General features: G+C 71.8%; 14 protein-coding genes. 2 read left to right on the forward strand and 12 right to left on the reverse strand.

Annotated elements, in window-relative coordinates; all coding sequences use genetic code 11:
• Nucleotides 1-215: 215 nt before the first annotated feature.
• From AB0I79_RS21675 to AB0I79_RS21685, 3 genes are all read right to left on the reverse strand, one after another.
• The gene (locus AB0I79_RS21675; protein ID WP_357875558.1) at nucleotides 216-2,441 is read right to left on the reverse strand and encodes a [protein-PII] uridylyltransferase; all 2,226 of its coding nucleotides are present in this window, start codon (nucleotides 2,439-2,441) and stop codon (nucleotides 216-218) included.
• A gap of 106 nt (nucleotides 2,442-2,547) precedes the next feature.
• Nucleotides 2,548-2,886 carry a P-II family nitrogen regulator gene (locus AB0I79_RS21680; protein ID WP_329583889.1) on the reverse strand — a complete coding sequence of 113 codons (339 nt, stop codon included), beginning with the start codon at nucleotides 2,884-2,886 and terminating at the stop codon, nucleotides 2,548-2,550.
• Nucleotides 2,883-4,235, reverse strand: coding sequence for an ammonium transporter (locus AB0I79_RS21685; protein WP_357875560.1), 1,353 nt, complete (start codon nucleotides 4,233-4,235; stop codon nucleotides 2,883-2,885). The genes AB0I79_RS21680 and AB0I79_RS21685 overlap by 4 nt, the downstream gene beginning before the upstream one ends.
• 209 nt (nucleotides 4,236-4,444) lie before the next feature.
• On the opposite strand from AB0I79_RS21685, the gene AB0I79_RS21690 reads away from it, so the two are divergent.
• Nucleotides 4,445-5,371: an iron-siderophore ABC transporter substrate-binding protein gene (locus tag AB0I79_RS21690; RefSeq protein ID WP_357875562.1), complete on the forward strand. Its 927-nt coding sequence runs from the start codon at nucleotides 4,445-4,447 to the stop codon at nucleotides 5,369-5,371.
• 68 nt (nucleotides 5,372-5,439) lie between these two features.
• On the opposite strand, the gene AB0I79_RS21695 is transcribed toward AB0I79_RS21690, so the two are convergent.
• On the reverse strand, nucleotides 5,440-6,201 hold the full coding sequence (locus AB0I79_RS21695) for an MOSC domain-containing protein (protein WP_357875564.1): 762 nt from the start codon (nucleotides 6,199-6,201) through the stop codon (nucleotides 5,440-5,442).
• A gap of 10 nt (nucleotides 6,202-6,211) precedes the next feature.
• Complete coding sequence (locus AB0I79_RS21700) at nucleotides 6,212-7,024, reverse strand: alpha/beta hydrolase (RefSeq protein WP_357875566.1); 813 nt, start codon at nucleotides 7,022-7,024, stop codon at nucleotides 6,212-6,214.
• Nucleotides 7,025-7,102: 78 nt separating this feature from the next.
• Here AB0I79_RS21700 and AB0I79_RS21705 point away from each other — a divergent pair, with 78 nt between their 5' ends.
• Entirely contained in the window at nucleotides 7,103-7,672 is a 570-nt protein-coding gene (locus AB0I79_RS21705) for a TetR/AcrR family transcriptional regulator (RefSeq protein ID WP_357875568.1), read from the forward strand.
• Between the two features lie 78 nt (nucleotides 7,673-7,750).
• Here AB0I79_RS21705 and AB0I79_RS21710 read toward each other — a convergent pair whose 3' ends face one another.
• The 7 genes from AB0I79_RS21710 to hutU all read right to left on the reverse strand — a co-directional run bounded on the left by AB0I79_RS21710 (nucleotide 7,751) and on the right by hutU (nucleotide 15,694).
• Nucleotides 7,751-8,692 carry a sigma-70 family RNA polymerase sigma factor gene (locus tag AB0I79_RS21710; RefSeq protein ID WP_357875570.1) on the reverse strand — a complete coding sequence of 314 codons (942 nt, stop codon included), beginning with the start codon at nucleotides 8,690-8,692 and terminating at the stop codon, nucleotides 7,751-7,753.
• 106 nt (nucleotides 8,693-8,798) lie between these two features.
• Complete coding sequence (hutI, locus tag AB0I79_RS21715; RefSeq protein ID WP_357875572.1) at nucleotides 8,799-9,947, reverse strand: imidazolonepropionase; 1,149 nt, start codon at nucleotides 9,945-9,947, stop codon at nucleotides 8,799-8,801.
• Nucleotides 9,944-11,269 (reverse strand): formimidoylglutamate deiminase, encoded by a 1,326-nt coding sequence (locus AB0I79_RS21720; RefSeq protein WP_357875574.1) that lies wholly within the window; start codon nucleotides 11,267-11,269, stop codon nucleotides 9,944-9,946. Before AB0I79_RS21720 ends, hutI begins: the two co-directional genes overlap by 4 nt.
• Entirely contained in the window at nucleotides 11,260-12,435 is a 1,176-nt protein-coding gene (locus tag AB0I79_RS21725; protein ID WP_357875576.1) for an allantoate amidohydrolase, read from the reverse strand. Before AB0I79_RS21725 ends, AB0I79_RS21720 begins: the two co-directional genes overlap by 10 nt.
• A 32-nt stretch (nucleotides 12,436-12,467) precedes the next feature.
• Nucleotides 12,468-13,154 (reverse strand): SDR family oxidoreductase, encoded by a 687-nt coding sequence (locus AB0I79_RS21730; RefSeq protein ID WP_357875578.1) that lies wholly within the window; start codon nucleotides 13,152-13,154, stop codon nucleotides 12,468-12,470.
• 10 nt (nucleotides 13,155-13,164) lie between these two features.
• Nucleotides 13,165-13,998, reverse strand: coding sequence for a MurR/RpiR family transcriptional regulator (locus AB0I79_RS21735; protein WP_357875580.1), 834 nt, complete (start codon nucleotides 13,996-13,998; stop codon nucleotides 13,165-13,167).
• Between the two features lie 46 nt (nucleotides 13,999-14,044).
• The gene (gene hutU / locus AB0I79_RS21740) at nucleotides 14,045-15,694 is read right to left on the reverse strand and encodes a urocanate hydratase (protein ID WP_357875582.1); all 1,650 of its coding nucleotides are present in this window, start codon (nucleotides 15,692-15,694) and stop codon (nucleotides 14,045-14,047) included.
• Nucleotides 15,695-15,715: the final 21 nt, after the last annotated feature.

Below are 15,715 nucleotides of genomic sequence, written 5' to 3' on the forward strand. Positions count from 1 at the left end.
TTTCTCAGGCCTAGCCGCGACAGCGACCGCTTGCCGCGGTCCTGCCGCACGGCTGGGCCACCGCCCGAATTCCCCGTAGTCACCGCTCCCGCTACCCCTCATTCGTCCCGTCCGCAACGGGTCATAAGCCGTCCACAAAGTATCCGCAGCAACTGACTTAACAGTCATATCGGACACAATCGTTACAAACGTGACCGGTAGTTGTGTGCTGTTGGTTATCGCAGTGCGGCAAGGACTTGATCGCGGACTTGAGCCCTCTGCGCTTCGTCGCTGAGGGGGCGACCAGCGCGGTCCACAACATAGAAGACGTCCACCGCCTCCGCGCCGAGAGTCTCTACGCGAGCGGCTCTCACGTCAAGACCGCACTCGCCGAACGCCCGTCCGATCCGCCACAGGAGCCCTGGCCTGTCATGGGCCCTGACTTCCACCACAGTGGCGGTCGCGGAGGCGTCGTCGACCAGTGTCACCCGAGGTGGCGCCACGGGTACGCGAGGCGGCCGCACCGACCGGCTACGGCGGGCCAGCCGTTGTTCGATGTCAAGACGTCCAGCAAGGACCAGGCGCAGGTCGGACTCCAGCGTCGCGGGGTCGGGCGGAGACCCGTACTCGGGGATGACCGAGAACTCGATCACCGCCGTCGAGCCGGCGGAGGCGGACGAGGCGGAGCGCACGACGAGCCGGTGCGCCGACAGCACGCCGGCCGCGCTCCACAGCAGGCCCACCCGGTCGGGCGCGACGACCGTGACCGCTCCCCCGTTCACGCGCACGGCGCCGCCGCCGTGGCGGGCCAGCGCGGCCTGCTCGGACGAGAGCGTGGGCGGCTTGGGCGGCGGCGAGCCCGCCAGCACTGACCTGACCCGGCGCACCAGGTCGGCGACCAGGCCGGCCTTCCAGCTGTTCCAGGCCGCGGGGCCGGTCGCGTTGCCGTCGGCGACCGCCAGCGCGGCCAGCAGGTCGAGCACCTCCCGCGAGCCGACGGTCGCGGCGACCTTCTCGATCGTCACGGGGTCGTCGAGGTCCCTGCGCGTGGCGGTCTCGGGCAGCAGCAGGTGGTGGCGTACGACGGTGGCCAGCGTCTCGACGTCGTGCGGCGGCAGGCCGATCCGGGTGGCGATGTCGCGCACGACGACCTCGCCGGTCGCCGAATGGTCGCCCGGCCAGCCCTTGCCCACGTCGTGCAGCAGAGCTCCGATGAGCAGGAGGTCGGGACGGGAGACCTCGCGGGTGTGGCTGGCGGCGTTCGCGGCGGCCTCGATCAGGTGACGGTCGACCGTGAAGCGGTGGATCGGGTTGCGCTGCGGGCGGTGGCGCACGCGCTCCCAGTCAGGGAGCAGCTTGACAAGGATGCCCGCCTGGTCGAGCTCCTCCCACACGGGCACGGCGGCACGCCCGGCGCCGAGGATCGACACCAGCGCGTCACGCGCCTCCTCCGGCCACGGCACCGGCATCGGCGGCGACTGAGCTGCCAGGACGGACACCGTGGCAGGCGCGAGCGGCAGCCCGGAGTCGGCCGCCGCGGCGGCGGCACGCAGCACCAGGACCGGGTCCTTGCGCGGGTCGACCCCGCGGGCGAGCACCACCTCGCCGCCGTGCTCGACCACGCCGTCGGCCAGCGGGCGGCGGCCCCGCGGGGCGGGCCCTGACACCAGCCTGTCAACGGTGCGCCAGGTGGCGTCGAAGGCGTGGGAGATGGTCCGGCCGGCCTCGGCCAGCCTGCGCATCAGGGCCTCGGCGTCCAGCAGGCCGAGCAGCCCGGCCACCGCGTCCTGCTCCTGCAGCACCAGCCGGTCGGTGCCGCGGGCGGTGACGACGTGCAGCGCGTGCCGCACGTCCAGGATGAACTCGTACGCCTCCCGCGCCCGCGGCCCCGGCGCCGAGGCGACCCAGGCGGCGGCCACGGCCTGCATCGCCTGCACGTCGCGGAGCCCGCCGCGGCCGTCCCTGAGGTCGGGCTCCAGGAGGAAGGCCAGCTCGCCGCTGGTCTGGGCCCGCTTGTCGGCCGCCTCGCGCAGCTCGCCGAGCCTGCGCCGGGAGTCGGCGCGCCATTCGGCCAGCACCGCCTCCCTGGCCTTCCTGGTCAGGTCGGGGTCGCCGGCCACGTGCCTGGCCTGGATGAGGCCCAGCACGGCCTTGAGATCCTGCCGGGCGACGGAGACCGCCTCTTCCACCGTGCGTACGGAGTGGTCGAGGCTGACCGCCGAGTCCCAGATCGGGTACCAGATCCGGTCGGCGATCCTGGCCACGTCGGCCCGGCCGTTGTGAAGCAGCACCAGGTCGAGGTCGCTGCCGGGCGCCAGCTCCCCCCTTCCCAGGCTCCCGACGGCGACCAGTGAGACGTGGTCGCCGTCGCTCGCCGTGCGGAAGAGATCCTTGAGCCAGCGATCGGTGTCCGTGGTCCGCTCCTTGCGGGCCGCGGCGTACGAACGGGCCTCTCCCCTCACTGTCGTGCCCCCTTGCCGAGCTCCGCCAGGACGCCGTTGTCCTGGCTTCGCCACGGATCCATGGAAACCCTGAAGACCTTCACCCGGACGCCTTTGGCCAGGTTCCTCACAGGGCTTCCGGACCCCGTTCGCCGGTGCGCACCCGGATGACGGTGTCGACCGGCACCGACCAGACCTTGCCGTCACCGATCTTGCCGGTGTGCGCGGCCTTGACGATGACGTCGATCACGTCCTCGGCGTCATCCTCTTCGGCGAGGACCTCCAGCCGGACCTTCGGCACCAGGTCCACCTGGTACTCGGCGCCGCGGTAGACCTCGGTGTGGCCGCGCTGGCGGCCGTAGCCGCTCGCCTCGCTGACCGTCATGCCCTTGACGCCGAACTGTTCGAGTGCGGCCTTCACGTCATCGAGCTTGAAGGGCTTGATGATCGCCGTGATGAGCCTCATGCGTCCACCTTCTTTGCAGCCGGGGCGACGGGACCGTTGGGGGAGCTCACGCCCGAGGCGTAAACGGTGCCGAGGTCGTAGCCGGTCTCGGCGTGGGTGGAGACGTCGACGCCGGTGACCTCGGCCTCCTGGGCGATGCGGAAGCCCATGGTCTTGTCGATGATCTTACCGATGACCCAGGACATCACGAAGGAGTAGCCGCCGACGGCGACCGGGCCGAGCACCTGGAGGCCGAGCTGGCTGATCTGCCCGCCCTCGATCAGGATGCCCTTGTTCTGGCCGGGCAGGAACGGGTAGGCCGCGACGAAGCCCAGCGCGACCGCGCCGATGACGCCGCCGACCAGGTGCACGCCGACCACGTCGAGGGAGTCGTCGAAGCCCAGCTTGTACTTCAGGCCCACGGCGTAGGCGCAGCCCACACCGGCGAGCAGGCCGATGACCACGGCCGCCCACGGGTCCACGAAACCGCAGGCCGGGGTGATGGCGACCAGACCGGCCACCGCGCCGGAGGCGACGCCGAGCGTGGTCGCGTGACCGTCGCGCAGCTTCTCCACCACGAGCCAGGCACCGGCGGCGACGGCCGTGGCGACCTGGGTGTTCATGAAGGCCAGACCGGCGGTCTGGTCGGGGGCCAGCTCGGAGCCGGCGTTGAAGCCGAACCAGCCGAACCACAGCAGACCGGTGCCGAGCAGCACCAGGGTCAGGTTGTGCGGTCGCATGGGCTCCTTGCGCCAGCCCGTGCGCTTGCCCAGGACGAGCGCGAGCGCGAGGGCCGCGGCGCCGGCGTTGATGTGGACGACCGTACCGCCGGCGAAGTCCTCGATGCCGAGCTGCGTCAGCCAGCCGCCGCCCCAGACCCAGTGGGCGACGGGGAAGTACACCACCGTGGCCCACACGAGGGAGAACAGCACCCACGCGCCGAACTTGGCCCGGTCGGCGATGGCGCCGCTGATCAGCGCGACGGTGATGATCGCGAACGTGAGCTGGAAGGCGGAGAACACCATCAGCGGGAAGTTGTCGGCGGCGGCGGCCTCGGCCGTCACGTTCCCGCCCTCGACGATCAGGCCCTCATAGACGGCGTTGAAGACCCCGCTCAGACCGACGAAGTCGAGTCCTCCGATGATCTGGTTGATACCGCCGCCTTCGCCGGCCGTATCGAACGCGAGGGAGTAGCCGTACAGCACCCAGGCGACCGTCACGACGATGATGGCGACGAACGACATCATCATCATGTTGAGAACGCTCTTGGCCCGGGTCATACCCCCGTAGAAGAACGCGAGGCCCGGAGTCATCAGCAGCACCAGGGCGGTGCATACCAGCATCCAGGCGGTAGTGCCGCTGTCGATCATCGAAGCGACCCTCCTTCTTACATGTGACGTGTGGCCACAGCGTGTTCGCCTGGGGTTTCGTGGCTCGACCAGGCGTGTTTCACATTCGTGAATCTCGCCGCACTGGTGTTTCACGTTCGTTTCGGGCTTCTCACACAACCGTTTTTGGCTGTGCCAAACCGGACATGCGATACTTAGGCTTGCCTTACCTAAGCGATCAAGGAATGCTCATGCGCCTCCGCCTGGCCATCGTCGCCATGCTCCCCGTGTTAGCGCTTACCGCGTGCGGGACCTCGACCACCACTCAGGAAGCCGGTCCCACCAGGACCGTGAAGCACGCCATGGGCGAGACCAAGGTGCCCATGACCCCGCAGCGCGTCGTCGTGCTCGACACGGACAAGCTCGACACCATGGTCTCCCTCGGGCTCTCCCCCGTCGGCGCGGCCCAGGCCCAGGAGAACCAGACCTGGCCCGAATACCTCGGCTCCGCCCTGGCGAACACCAAGCCGGTCGGCACGCTCCAGCAGCTCAACATCGAGGCCATCATGGCGCTCAAGCCCGACCTCATCCTCGGCTCCAAGTTCCGGCAGGCGGCGTTCTACGACAAGCTCGCCAAGATCGCCCCGACCGTGTTCACCGAGAAGGTCGGCATCACCTGGAAGGAGAACTTCCTGCTCGACGCCGAGGCGCTGGGCAAGAAGGACCAGGCGCAGCAGCTCCTGTCCGGGTACGAGACGCGAGCCAAGGAGGTGGGCGCCAAGTTCTCCAAGCTCCAGGTCGGCATCGTGCGTTTCATGCCGACCGAAATCCGCCTGTACGGCCCGGAGTCGTTCAGCGGCATCGTGCTGGGCGACGCGGGCATCCCCCGGCCGGAGGCGCAGCAGCTCGCCGACCAGGAGGACAAGCGCTTCGGCAAGATCAGCCAGGAGAACATCGCGAAGGGCGACGCCGACGCGATCTTCTACACCGCGTACGGCGAGGCGGCGGCCAAGTCGCAGGCCGAGGTCACCGCCGGGCCGCTGTGGAAGAACCTCAAGGCGGTCAAGGCCGGCCATGCCTTCAACGTGGACGACGAGATCTGGATGACGGGAATCGGCGTCACCGCCGCCGGCAAGATCCTCGACGACCTGGACAAGCACCTGACGCCGCTCGCCTGAGCCGCGCCGGGCCGGGCCGCCCATCCTGACGACGGCGCCGCTCAACTGACTCCTGACGGCGGCGCCGCTCAGCCGACCCGTACGGGGTCGCCCTTCCTGACGACACCGGGCCGCAGGACCCGCGCGTACACCCCCGCGCAGGCCTGCGGCGCCAGGTCGAACACCGGCACCCGGTTGTGCCTGGCCACCGTCCGCAACGCGTCGGTGTCGCGCTCCAGCGCCCCGTGCGCCAGCGTCGGCACCGCGCAGCGCGGGCTGGCCACGATGACGTGCAGCACCACGTCCTCGCCGACGTGCAGCTCCCGTCCCACCCAGTCGTTCTCCACGAACCCCTCCGGCTCCGTCGCGATCACCAGGTTCGGCCGGTAGCGGAGGGCCTCGACGTGCCCGCGCGGGCCGAGCGCGCCGATCCGCTCGACGGTGGAGGTGGTGATCAGGTGGATCGGGGCGAAGTCGAAGAACGTGCCCTCGGGGGAGCCCGTCCCGAGCGTGGTGATGGTGTGCGGCACCTCGGCCTCGATGCCCTCGGCCAGCACCTGCTCCGGCACCGACCGCTCCAGCTCGGCGCCCTGCGGCGGCACGTCGATCAGCCGGACCTCGCGGCCGAGCAGCTCCGACAGCTCCGCGTCGCCGGGCGCCCGCGCGCCCTCGATGGTCAGCAGCCCGCGCCAGAGCCGGGGGTTCTTGGCACTGGCGATCTTCCCGGTCGCGACGTCGAGCACGGCCCGCGCCCGGTCCCCGGCGAGCCCGCGCTCGGTCACCCGGCTCTCGGCGACCTCTTCCCCCAGCATGGATTTGACCGGATAACGGCGCAGTGTCTCGACCCGCATGCCGCCGATCTTATGCCTGCCTATCCCGGGCCCAGAACCTCCGCAGGTGAGGCACCAGCTCGCCGGCCCGCTCCTCCGGGAAGAACAGCCGCCCGCCCTCGATCTCCACGATCTCCTTGACGCCCGGGATCGTGTCGCGCAGCCACCGCGCCCAGCTCACGTCGAAGAACGTGTCGCCCGTGCCCCACACCAGCAGCGTCGGCACGGTCAGCACGGTGAGCTGCGGCTCGATGGCGATCAGGTCCTTGGCGTCGATGGCGGTCAGCAGCCGCTCGAACGCCCGCCCACCGCCCGGCTTGCTCAGGATCGGCCTGATGTACGCCTCCACCACCGCCTTCGGGTCGTCGATGCGCTCGTAGCCGTCACCGAAGGCGGTCCTGGCCAGCAGCTCCGGCTGGTCGAGCAGGAGCGCGGTGAGCCCGGCCAGCTCGCCCCTGGCCGCCAGCTCGACCGTGGGCCTGAACGCCTCGGGCGGGGTGTTGGTGTGCACGTCGCAGTTGGTGAGGGTGAGCGTGCGCAGGCGCTCGCGGTGCCGTACGGCGAAGACCTGGCACACCGCGCCGCCGGTGTCGTTGCCGACGAGGTCGATGTCGGTGAGGCCGAGGTGCTCGCAGAGCTCCTCGACGGCCTCGGCCAGCGCGGGGATCGACAGGTCGTCGCGCGGGTCGCTGCCACCGTGCAGCGGTAAGTCGATGGCCACGCAGCGGCGCTCGTCGCGCAGCTCGCCGATGACGTGGCGCCACAGGTGGGAGCCGGTGCCCACGCCGTGCACGAACAGGGCGACCGGGCCCTCGCCCTGGTCCACGTAGCTGATGCCGTCCATGCGGTGATCCCCCTTTTACAAACCGACTGTCGGTCTACGAAATTACCGACCGATAGTCGGTTTGTCTAGAGTGGCACCATGAACCTCAAGGCGGAACGCGGCGCGGCCACCCGCGAAAGGGTCCTGACCATCGCCACGCGGCTGTTCGCCGAGCGCGGCTACGACGACACCTCCATCGAGACGGTGCTGCAGGAGTCGGGGCTGAGCAGAGGGGCGCTCTACCACCACTACGCGGGCAAGGAAGCCCTGTTCGAAGCCGTGCTGGAGGCCACGGAGGCAGGCGTGGGCGCCAAGATCGTGCAGGCGGTCCGCGGCGCCGGAAGCCCGGAGGCGGCGCTGCGCATCGGCATCCGCACCTGGATCCGGCTCGCCGGCGACCCCGTCATCAAGCGCATCGTCCTCATCGACGCGCCGGCGGTGCTGGGCTGGGAGCGATGGCGCGCCCTGGAGGAGCGCTACTCGTTCGGCATGCTGAAGTCGGCCCTCGACGCCACGGGCACGGTGCCGGCCGCGTACCTGGACCTGCACGCGCACATGCTGCTGGCCGCGATCAACGAGAGCGCGCTGCTGGTGGCGCGGGGCGGCGACCACGCCACGGTGGAGGCCGCCGTCGAGGAGTTCCTGCGCCGCCTCCTGCGCACGGACTGACCCGCGAAACGAAACAACGGGCCGCCGCCGACGCGCCACCTCCCCAGGTGCGTCGGCGACAGCCCGTCGGACAGATCGTCAGGCGGCCGCGGTCGCCATCTTGCGCAGCCGCGCCAGCGCGTCACGCTCGATGCGGCGGGCCCGGTCGCGGCCGATGCCGTACCGCTCCCCCACCTCGGTCAGCGTGTGCTCGCGCCCGTCCACCAGCCCGTAGCGCCACCGCAGCATCTCGCTGGTGGGGCCCTCCAGCCCGGTGAGCCACTGGTCGAGCCGCTCCCGCTCCAGGATGTCGATCGCCTGCTGCTCGGGATCGGCCCACGTCTCGTCGGCGATCATGTCGCCGAGCTCGGTCTCGTCCTCGTCGCCCACCCCGAGCTGGAGCGAGACCGGGTCGGAGGCCCAGCGCCGCAGCTCGCGAACCCGCTCGATCGGCAGATCGAGCATGCCGGCGAGATCGTCATCGGTCGGCTCGGCGTCGAACTCCGCCAGCATGTCGCGCCGCACCCGCATCAGCCGGGTCATCTGCTCCCCGGCGTGCGTGGGCAGCCGCACCGGCCGGGCCTGCTCGTGAATGGCCCGCCCCACCGACTGCCTGATCCACCACGTGGCGTAGGTGGAGAACTTGTACCCCCGGCGGTAGTCGAACTTCTCCACCGCGCGGACCAGACCCAGGTTCCCCTCCTGGACCAGGTCGATCAGCGGCATCCCCCGCCCCGAATATTTCCTGGCCACCGCCACCACGAGGCGCAGGTTGGCCTGAATGAACTCCTCCTTGGCCCGCTGGCCCGAAATGGCCAGGCGCTCCAGCTCCTCGTCGGCCGCGTCCCCGATCCGCGGCTCCGAGCCCCCGCTGTCGAGCAGCTGCTCGGCGAAGAGGCCCGCCTCGATGCGCTTGGCGAGCTCCACCTCTTCCTCCGCCGTGAGCAGCGGGACCCGGCCGATCTCGGCCAGATATGTCCCCAGCAGATCGCGATCAGCGACGTGCTGCTCCTGCGTGCGACTCCCCGTAGGCCTTGCCATCCCCAGGCACCTCGTTCCGCAGCTGCGTTCTATACCCGGCCAACGTCCGGCCAGAGGCAAAGATTCCCTCAACAACTACGCCTGCGGGATGGTTCTGGATGTCCTCCTAAAGGAGGAGACCGCCGTGAAACACCTGGTGAACGAGGGGAACGCCGGGCCGGTAGGCCAGATGCACGTAGGAGGGGGCGTCGAGGATGACGAGGTCCGCGCGAGCTCCGCGCCTCAGCCAGCCTACGTCCGTACGGCGCAGCGCGCGCGCCCCTCCGTACGTCGCCGCCCTGATCGCCTCCAGCGGCGTCATCCGCATCTCGCGCACGGCCAGCGCCACGCAGAACGCCATCGACGACGTGAACGACGAGCCGGGGTTGCAGTCGGTGGCCAGCGCCACGGTCACCCCGGCGTCGATCAGCCGCCGCGCGTCCGGGTACGGCGACCGGGTGGAGAACTCGGCGCCCGGCAGCAGCGTCGCCACCGTCCCCGACGAGGCGAGCGCGTCCACGTCGGCCGCCGTCAGGTGGGTGCAGTGGTCGGCGGAGGCGGCGCCCAGCTCGCAGGCGATGCGCACCCCGGGCCCCTCGGTGAGCTGGTTGGCGTGCACGCGCACCCCCAGCCCGGCCTTCAGCCCGGCCGACAGGATCTCCCGCGTCTGGTCCCCGTCGAACGCTCCCCGCTCGCAGAACACGTCCACCCACTTCGCGTACGGGGCGCACGCCTCCAGCATCTCCCCGGCCACGAGCCGCACGTAGGAGTCGGCGTCCATGTCCGCCGGCACGACGTGCGCCCCGAGGAAGGTGGTCTCGTCGGTGAGCGTGGTGGCGATCTCCAGCGAGCGCCGCTCGTGCTCGACGGACAGGCCGTAGCCGCTCTTGATCTCCACGGTGGTCGTGCCCTGCGCGCGCATCTCGCGTACCAGGGAGTAGGCGTGGGTGGCCAGCTCGGCCTCGCCGGCCTCGCGGGTGGCGGCGACCGTGGTCCTGATGCCGCCCCCGGTGTACGGCTCGCCGGACATGCGGGCCTGGAACTCGGCCGTACGGTCACCGGCGAAGATCAGGTGGGCGTGGCTGTCCACGAAGCCGGGGATCACCGCCCGGCCTCCGGCGTCCACGCGCTCGTCGGCGGCGGGGGCCCCGGCCGCCGGGCCGCACCAGGCGACCGAGCCGTCCTCGATGACGAGCGCGGCGTCGGGGACCTCCTCCCGCTCCGGGTCGCCCGTGTAGAGGAGCCCGATCTGGTCGATCAACGTGGTGGTGGTCATCTCAGCTCCTCGATCGCCTCGGTCAGCAGGGCGGCGACGTCGCCCAGCACGTGCCTGCCCGCCGCGACCACCCGCCGCCCGCCGGACACCACGGAGTGCACGTCGGCCGCCGTCGCCGCGAACACCACGGCCTCCAGCCCGGACGCGCCCGCCGTGCGTACGGAGTCGAGCCGCACCGACACCAGGTCGGCCCAGGCGCCGGGCACGAGCAGCCCGGCGTCGGGGAAGCCGAGCGAGGTGTGACCCGCGCCCGTGGCGGCGGCGAGCAGGTCGGCGGCGGGCCAGTGGCCGCGTTTCCTGCTGGCCAGCCGCTCGTTCAGCTCCATGCCCCTGGCCTCCTCGAACAGGTCGATCACGGCATGGCTGTCGGAGCCCAGCGTGAGGCACGCGCCCCTGTCGGCGGCGGCTCTGGCCGGGCCGATGCCGTCGGCCAGGTCGCGTTCGGTGGTCGGGCACATGCAGATGTACGTGCCCGACTGCCCGAGCAGCTCGATGTCCACGTCGGTCAGGTGGGTGGCGTGCACGGCGGTCGAGCGCGGGCCGAGCGCCCCGCGCTCGTGCAGGACCTGGACGGGCGTGGCCGCGTACCTCTCCACGCAGGCCGTGTTCTCCGCCCGCTGCTCGGAGACGTGCATGTGCAGCGGAGCCGCATGCCGGTGGGAGAACTCCGCGACGACAGGCATCTGGTCGGGCGGCACCGCCCGCACGGAGTGGATGGCCGCGCCGATCTCCACGTCGGGCTGCCCCTCGTAGGCCGCCGCCAGCAGCTCGGCCCGGGCCGCCCAGCGCTCGGAGTCGCCGTCGCTGAAGCGGAGCTGCACGTCGGACAGGGGCACGCCGATGCCGCCCGACAGGTAACAGGTGTCGAGGAGCGCGATGCGCAGGCCGGCGGCGCGGGCCGCGTGGATGAGGGCATGCCCCATCGCGTTGGGATCGTCCTGGTACGGGCGCCCGCCCTGGTCGTGGTGCAGGTAGTGGAACTCCCCCACGCACGTGATGCCCGCCAGCGCCATCTCGGCGTAGACCGCCGTGGCCAAGCGCTGGTAGGAGCGGGGGTCGAGGCGGGCGGCCACCTCGTACATGCGCTCGCGCCAGGTCCAGAAGTCGCCCTGGCCGCGCTGGGTGGCGCCGCGCAGCGCGCGGTGGAAGGCGTGGGAGTGGGCGTTGGCCAGGCCGGGGATCGTCAGCCCCGGCAGCCGCTCGGCCGACCCCGGCGGGCCCTGGCCGATGCGCCTGATCCTGGTGCCGTCGATCTCGACGAGCACGTCGTCGGCGATCCCGTCGGGCAGCCAGGCCCGCTCGCACCAGTAGGTCAGCGACACAGCTCCTCCAGCACGTCCGCGAGTGCCACGACTCCCGCCTCGCAGTCTGCCTGTTCGGCGTGCTCGCCGGGGGAGTGGGACACGCCGGTGGGGTTCCTGACGAACAACATCGCGCTCGGGACGCCTGCCGCGGCGAGGATCCCGGCGTCGTGACCGGCGCCCGTGGGCAGGATCGGCGCGGGCGTGTCGCCCCCGGCGGCCCTGGCGATCCGGTCCCTGAGCCCGGTGTCGAAGGTGACGACCGGGGTCCACGACTCCTCGCGCACCTCCGCGCCCGCGCAGACCTCGGAAAGCTCGGCCACCAGCGCGCGCACGGCGTCCTCGTCGGCGCCGCGCGCGTCCAGCCAGGCGGAGGCCAGGCCGGGGATGGCGTTCGCGTTGCCGGGCGAGACGCGGACCTTGCCGACCGTGGCCACCACCCCGCGGCGCTCGGCCGCCTCGCGCGCGGCCAGCACCATGCGGGCCAGCGGCAACATCGGATCGTCCCTGTCGGCCAGCCTGGTGGTGCCCGCGTGGTCGGCCCGCCCGCGGAAGTCGAACCGCCACCGCCCGTGCGGCCAGATGGCGCCGGCCACGCCCACGGGACGGCCCTCGGTGACGAGCCCGCGGCCCTGCTCCACGTGCAGCTCGACGAACGTGCCGACGGCGGCCAGCGTCTCGTCGTCCCGCCCGAGCCGGTCCGGCCTGCGCCCGGCCCGCTTCAGCACGTCGGCCAGGGTGTCGCCGTCGTCGTCGGTGAGCGCGAGCGCCCGCTCGGGCGGGAGCATCCCGGTGAGCAGCCGCGACCCCGCGCACGGCACGCCGAACCTGGCGCCCTCCTCGTCGCTGAAGCAGGCCACGCCCAGGGGGACGGACGGCGTCACGTCCCGCTCGCGCAGCAGGTCGAGCGCGGCGAAGGCCGACACGACGCCGAGCGGCCCGTCGTACGCGCCGCCCTGCCGTACGGAGTCGAGGTGGCTGCCGGTGACGACGCCCGGGCGCTCCGGCGACGGGGCGCCCCACCAGGCCCACAGGTTGCCGTTGCGGTCCTCCCGCAGGGCGAGGCCGCGCCGCCCGGCCTCGCCCGCGAACCACTCGCGCAGCTCCAGGTCGGCCTCCGACCACGCGTCGCGAACGTAACCGCCGGTCTCCGGATCTCGTCCTATGTGCGAGAGTTGCTCAAGCATGGAGCCAACTCTAGTGAATGAATCCATTCACTTCAGTTGACCGGCCCTCCCCTGGGGCGCAGCGTCAGCTCGGTGAGGTGCGCGTCGGGCCCGGCCGTGACGGCCGCCAGCACGGCCCTGGCCACGGTCTCCGGCTTGAGGTACTTCTCGGGCTCGAACTCCCCGCCTTCGTAGTCGCGCACGCCGCGCTGCATGTCGGTGGCGGTCCGGCCCGGGTAGACGGTGGTGACCCGGAGCGCGGGCTCCTCCAGCCGCAGCGCGTCGGCGAACGCCTTGAGCGCGAACTTGCTGGCCGCGTACGAGGCCCAGTGGGGGTTGGCTCGCTGGCCGGAGCCCGAGTTGACGCACACGACGTGCCCCTCGGCGGCGCGCAGCGCGGGCAGCAGCAGCCGGGTCAGCTCGGCGACCGCGACGACGTTGACCTCCATGGTCCGCAGCCACACGTCGGCGGGCGTGTCGGCGATCCGGCCGAGCACGCTGATCCCGGCGCTGTGCACGAGGACGTCGAGCCGTTCGACGTCCTCGACGTCGGCCGCCGTGACCCGGGTCAGCTCCACCGGCCAGGGCCGGGAGCCGGGCAGCTCGGCGGCCAGGGCGGCCAGCGCCGCCTCGTCGCGGCCGCCGAGCAGGACGTCATGGGTCGGGGCCAGGGCCCTGGCGACGGCCGCGCCGACACCCCTGGAGGCGCCTGTGACCAGCGCCTTCGGTCGATCAGTCATGGGAGGCAGCTTATTGAAGCTCGCCGGGGTGGAAGGTGCCGGTCTCCTCGGTCATCCGCTCGTACTCGTCGAGCCTGGCCTGGGTGCGCAGCGGCGCCGCGTCGGCCATGGCCTCCACCAGGGCCATGGCCAGCGCCAGCGGCGCCGCGTGCGAGTCGAACACGAGCCGGTCGCCCACGGGCGCGTCCAGCACGATCTCGGCGGGGAAGTCGGGCTTGTCGGTGATGGCGGCCACCCGGAGCCCGAGCTTCCCGGCGTACTCCAGGCCGTGCAGCGCCTCCGCCGGGTAACGCGGCAGGACCACGGCCACCACCCACTCGGCCCCGGCCCGGCGGGCGGCGTGCAGCCCGTCGACCAGCTCGGAGCCGCCGTGGGTGAGCAGCCGCACGTCGGGGTGGATGCGGCGGGCGTAGTAGGCGAACGTGGTGGCCAGCCCGCACGAGACGCGCAGCCCGAGCACGGGCAGCGGCTCGGTGGCGGCGAGCTGCTCGCCCAGCTCCTTGAGCGGGAACGCCGCCAGCCGCTCCCTGACCAGGGCGAGATTGCGGATCTCGCAGTCGATCGCGCCGCGCAGCAGGCTCTCCTGCGGCGCCTCGACCCCGCCCCCGAGCACCAGCGGCCGCAGCGCCTGCCGCAGCTCGGGGTAGCCGGCGAAGCCCAGCACCATGGCGAACCTGGTCACGGAGGGCTGGCTGACGCCGGCCCGCTCCGCCAGCTCCACGCTGGACAGGAAGATCGCCTCGTCCAGGTGCTCGCTGAGATAGTGCGCGATCCTCCGCTGTACGGGCGACAGCCGCCGGCCATCCAGGAGCACGTCGAGCCCACCGTGATATCCGTCCGCCACGCCACCTCCAACACCGCGGACCCGGCATTCTCATCCCGTTGCAGAGTCACGACTCCCGCATCGGAATACGTACTCCCTTGTCCTCGGCCACCCGCGCGGCCTCCTCGTAACCCGCGTCCACGTGGCGCATCACGCCGGTGCCCGGGTCGTTGGTGAGCACGCGGTTGAGCTTCTCGCGGGCCAACACGGTGCCGTCGGCCACCGTCACCTGGCCGGCGTGGATGGAGCGGCCGATGCCGACGCCGCCGCCGTGGTGGATGGACACCCAGGCGGCGCCGGAGGCGGTGTTGAGCATGGCGTTGAGCAGCGGCCAGTCGGCGATCGCGTCGGAGCCGTCGGCCATGGACTCCGTCTCGCGGTAGGGGGAGGCGACGGAGCCGCTGTCGAGGTGGTCGCGGCCGATCACGATCGGCGCCTGGAGTTCGCCGGAGGCCACCATGTCGTTGAACCGCTCGCCGGCGACGTCGCGCTCGCCGTAGCCGAGCCAGCAGATGCGCGCCGGCAGGCCCTGGAAGTGCACCTTCTCCCCGGCCTTCCTGATCCACCTGGCCAGCGCCTCGTTCTCGGGGAACAGCTCCAGGATGGCCCGGTCGGTGGCGGCGATGTCGGCCGGGTCGCCGCTCAGCGCGGCCCACCGGAACGGGCCCTTGCCGGCGCAGAACAGCGGCCTGATGTAGGCGGGCACGAAGCCGGGGAAGTCGAAGGCGCGCGCGTAGCCGGCCAGCTTGGCCTCGCCCCTGATGGAGTTGCCGTAGTCGAACACCTCCGCCCCGGCGTCCTTGAAGCCCACCATGGCCTCGACGTGCCTGGCCATCGACGTGCGGGCCCGCTCGGTGAAGCCGGCCGGGTCCTTGTCGCGCTCGGCGGCCATGTCCTCGAAGGCCACGCCGAGCGGCAGGTACATCAGCGGGTCGTGGGCGGAGGTCTGGTCGGTGACGATGTCGATCTCGGCGCCGCGGGCCAGCAGGCCGGGCACGGCCTCGGCGGCGTTGCCGACCACGCCGATCGACAGCGGCCTGCGGGCGTCGCGGGCCTCGTACGCCAGCCGCAGAGCCTCGTCCAGCGAGGCCGCCTCGACGTCGAGGTAGCGGTGCTCGATGCGGCGGGACACCGAGCGCGGGTCGCAGTCGACGCAGATGGCCACGCCGCCGTTCATGGTGATGGCCAGGGGCTGGGCGCCGCCCATGCCGCCGAGGCCGGCGGTGAGCGTGATGGTGCCTGCCAGGGTGCCGCCGAACCTCTTGTCCGCCACCGCGGCGAACGTCTCGTAGGTGCCCTGCAGGATGCCCTGGGTGCCGATGTAGATCCACGAGCCCGCGGTCATCTGCCCGTACATGGTGAGCCCGGCCGCCTCCAGCCGCCGGAACTCCTCCCAGTTCGCCCAGTCGGGAACCAGGTTGGAGTTGGCGATGAGCACCCGGGGCGCCCACTCGTGGGTGCGGAAGACGCCCACGGGGCGCCCCGACTGCACCAGCAGCGTCTCGTCGCCCTCCAGCGTGGTCAGCGTCCTGACCAGCGCGTCGAACGACGGCCAGTCACGCGCCGCCCGGCCCGAGCCGCCGTAGACGACGAGCTGCTCGGGATGCTCGGCCACCTCGGGGTCCAGGTTGTTCTGGAGCATGCGCAGGGCGGCCTCCTGCGGCCAGCCCTTCGCGGTGATCGTGCTGCCTCGCGGGGCGCGGACTGTCCTGCTCATGGGTGGTGGTCCCTTCGTGAA

The organism is Nonomuraea sp. NPDC050202 (assembly GCF_040656115.1).
Lineage (GTDB): Bacteria > Actinomycetota > Actinomycetes > Streptosporangiales > Streptosporangiaceae > Nonomuraea.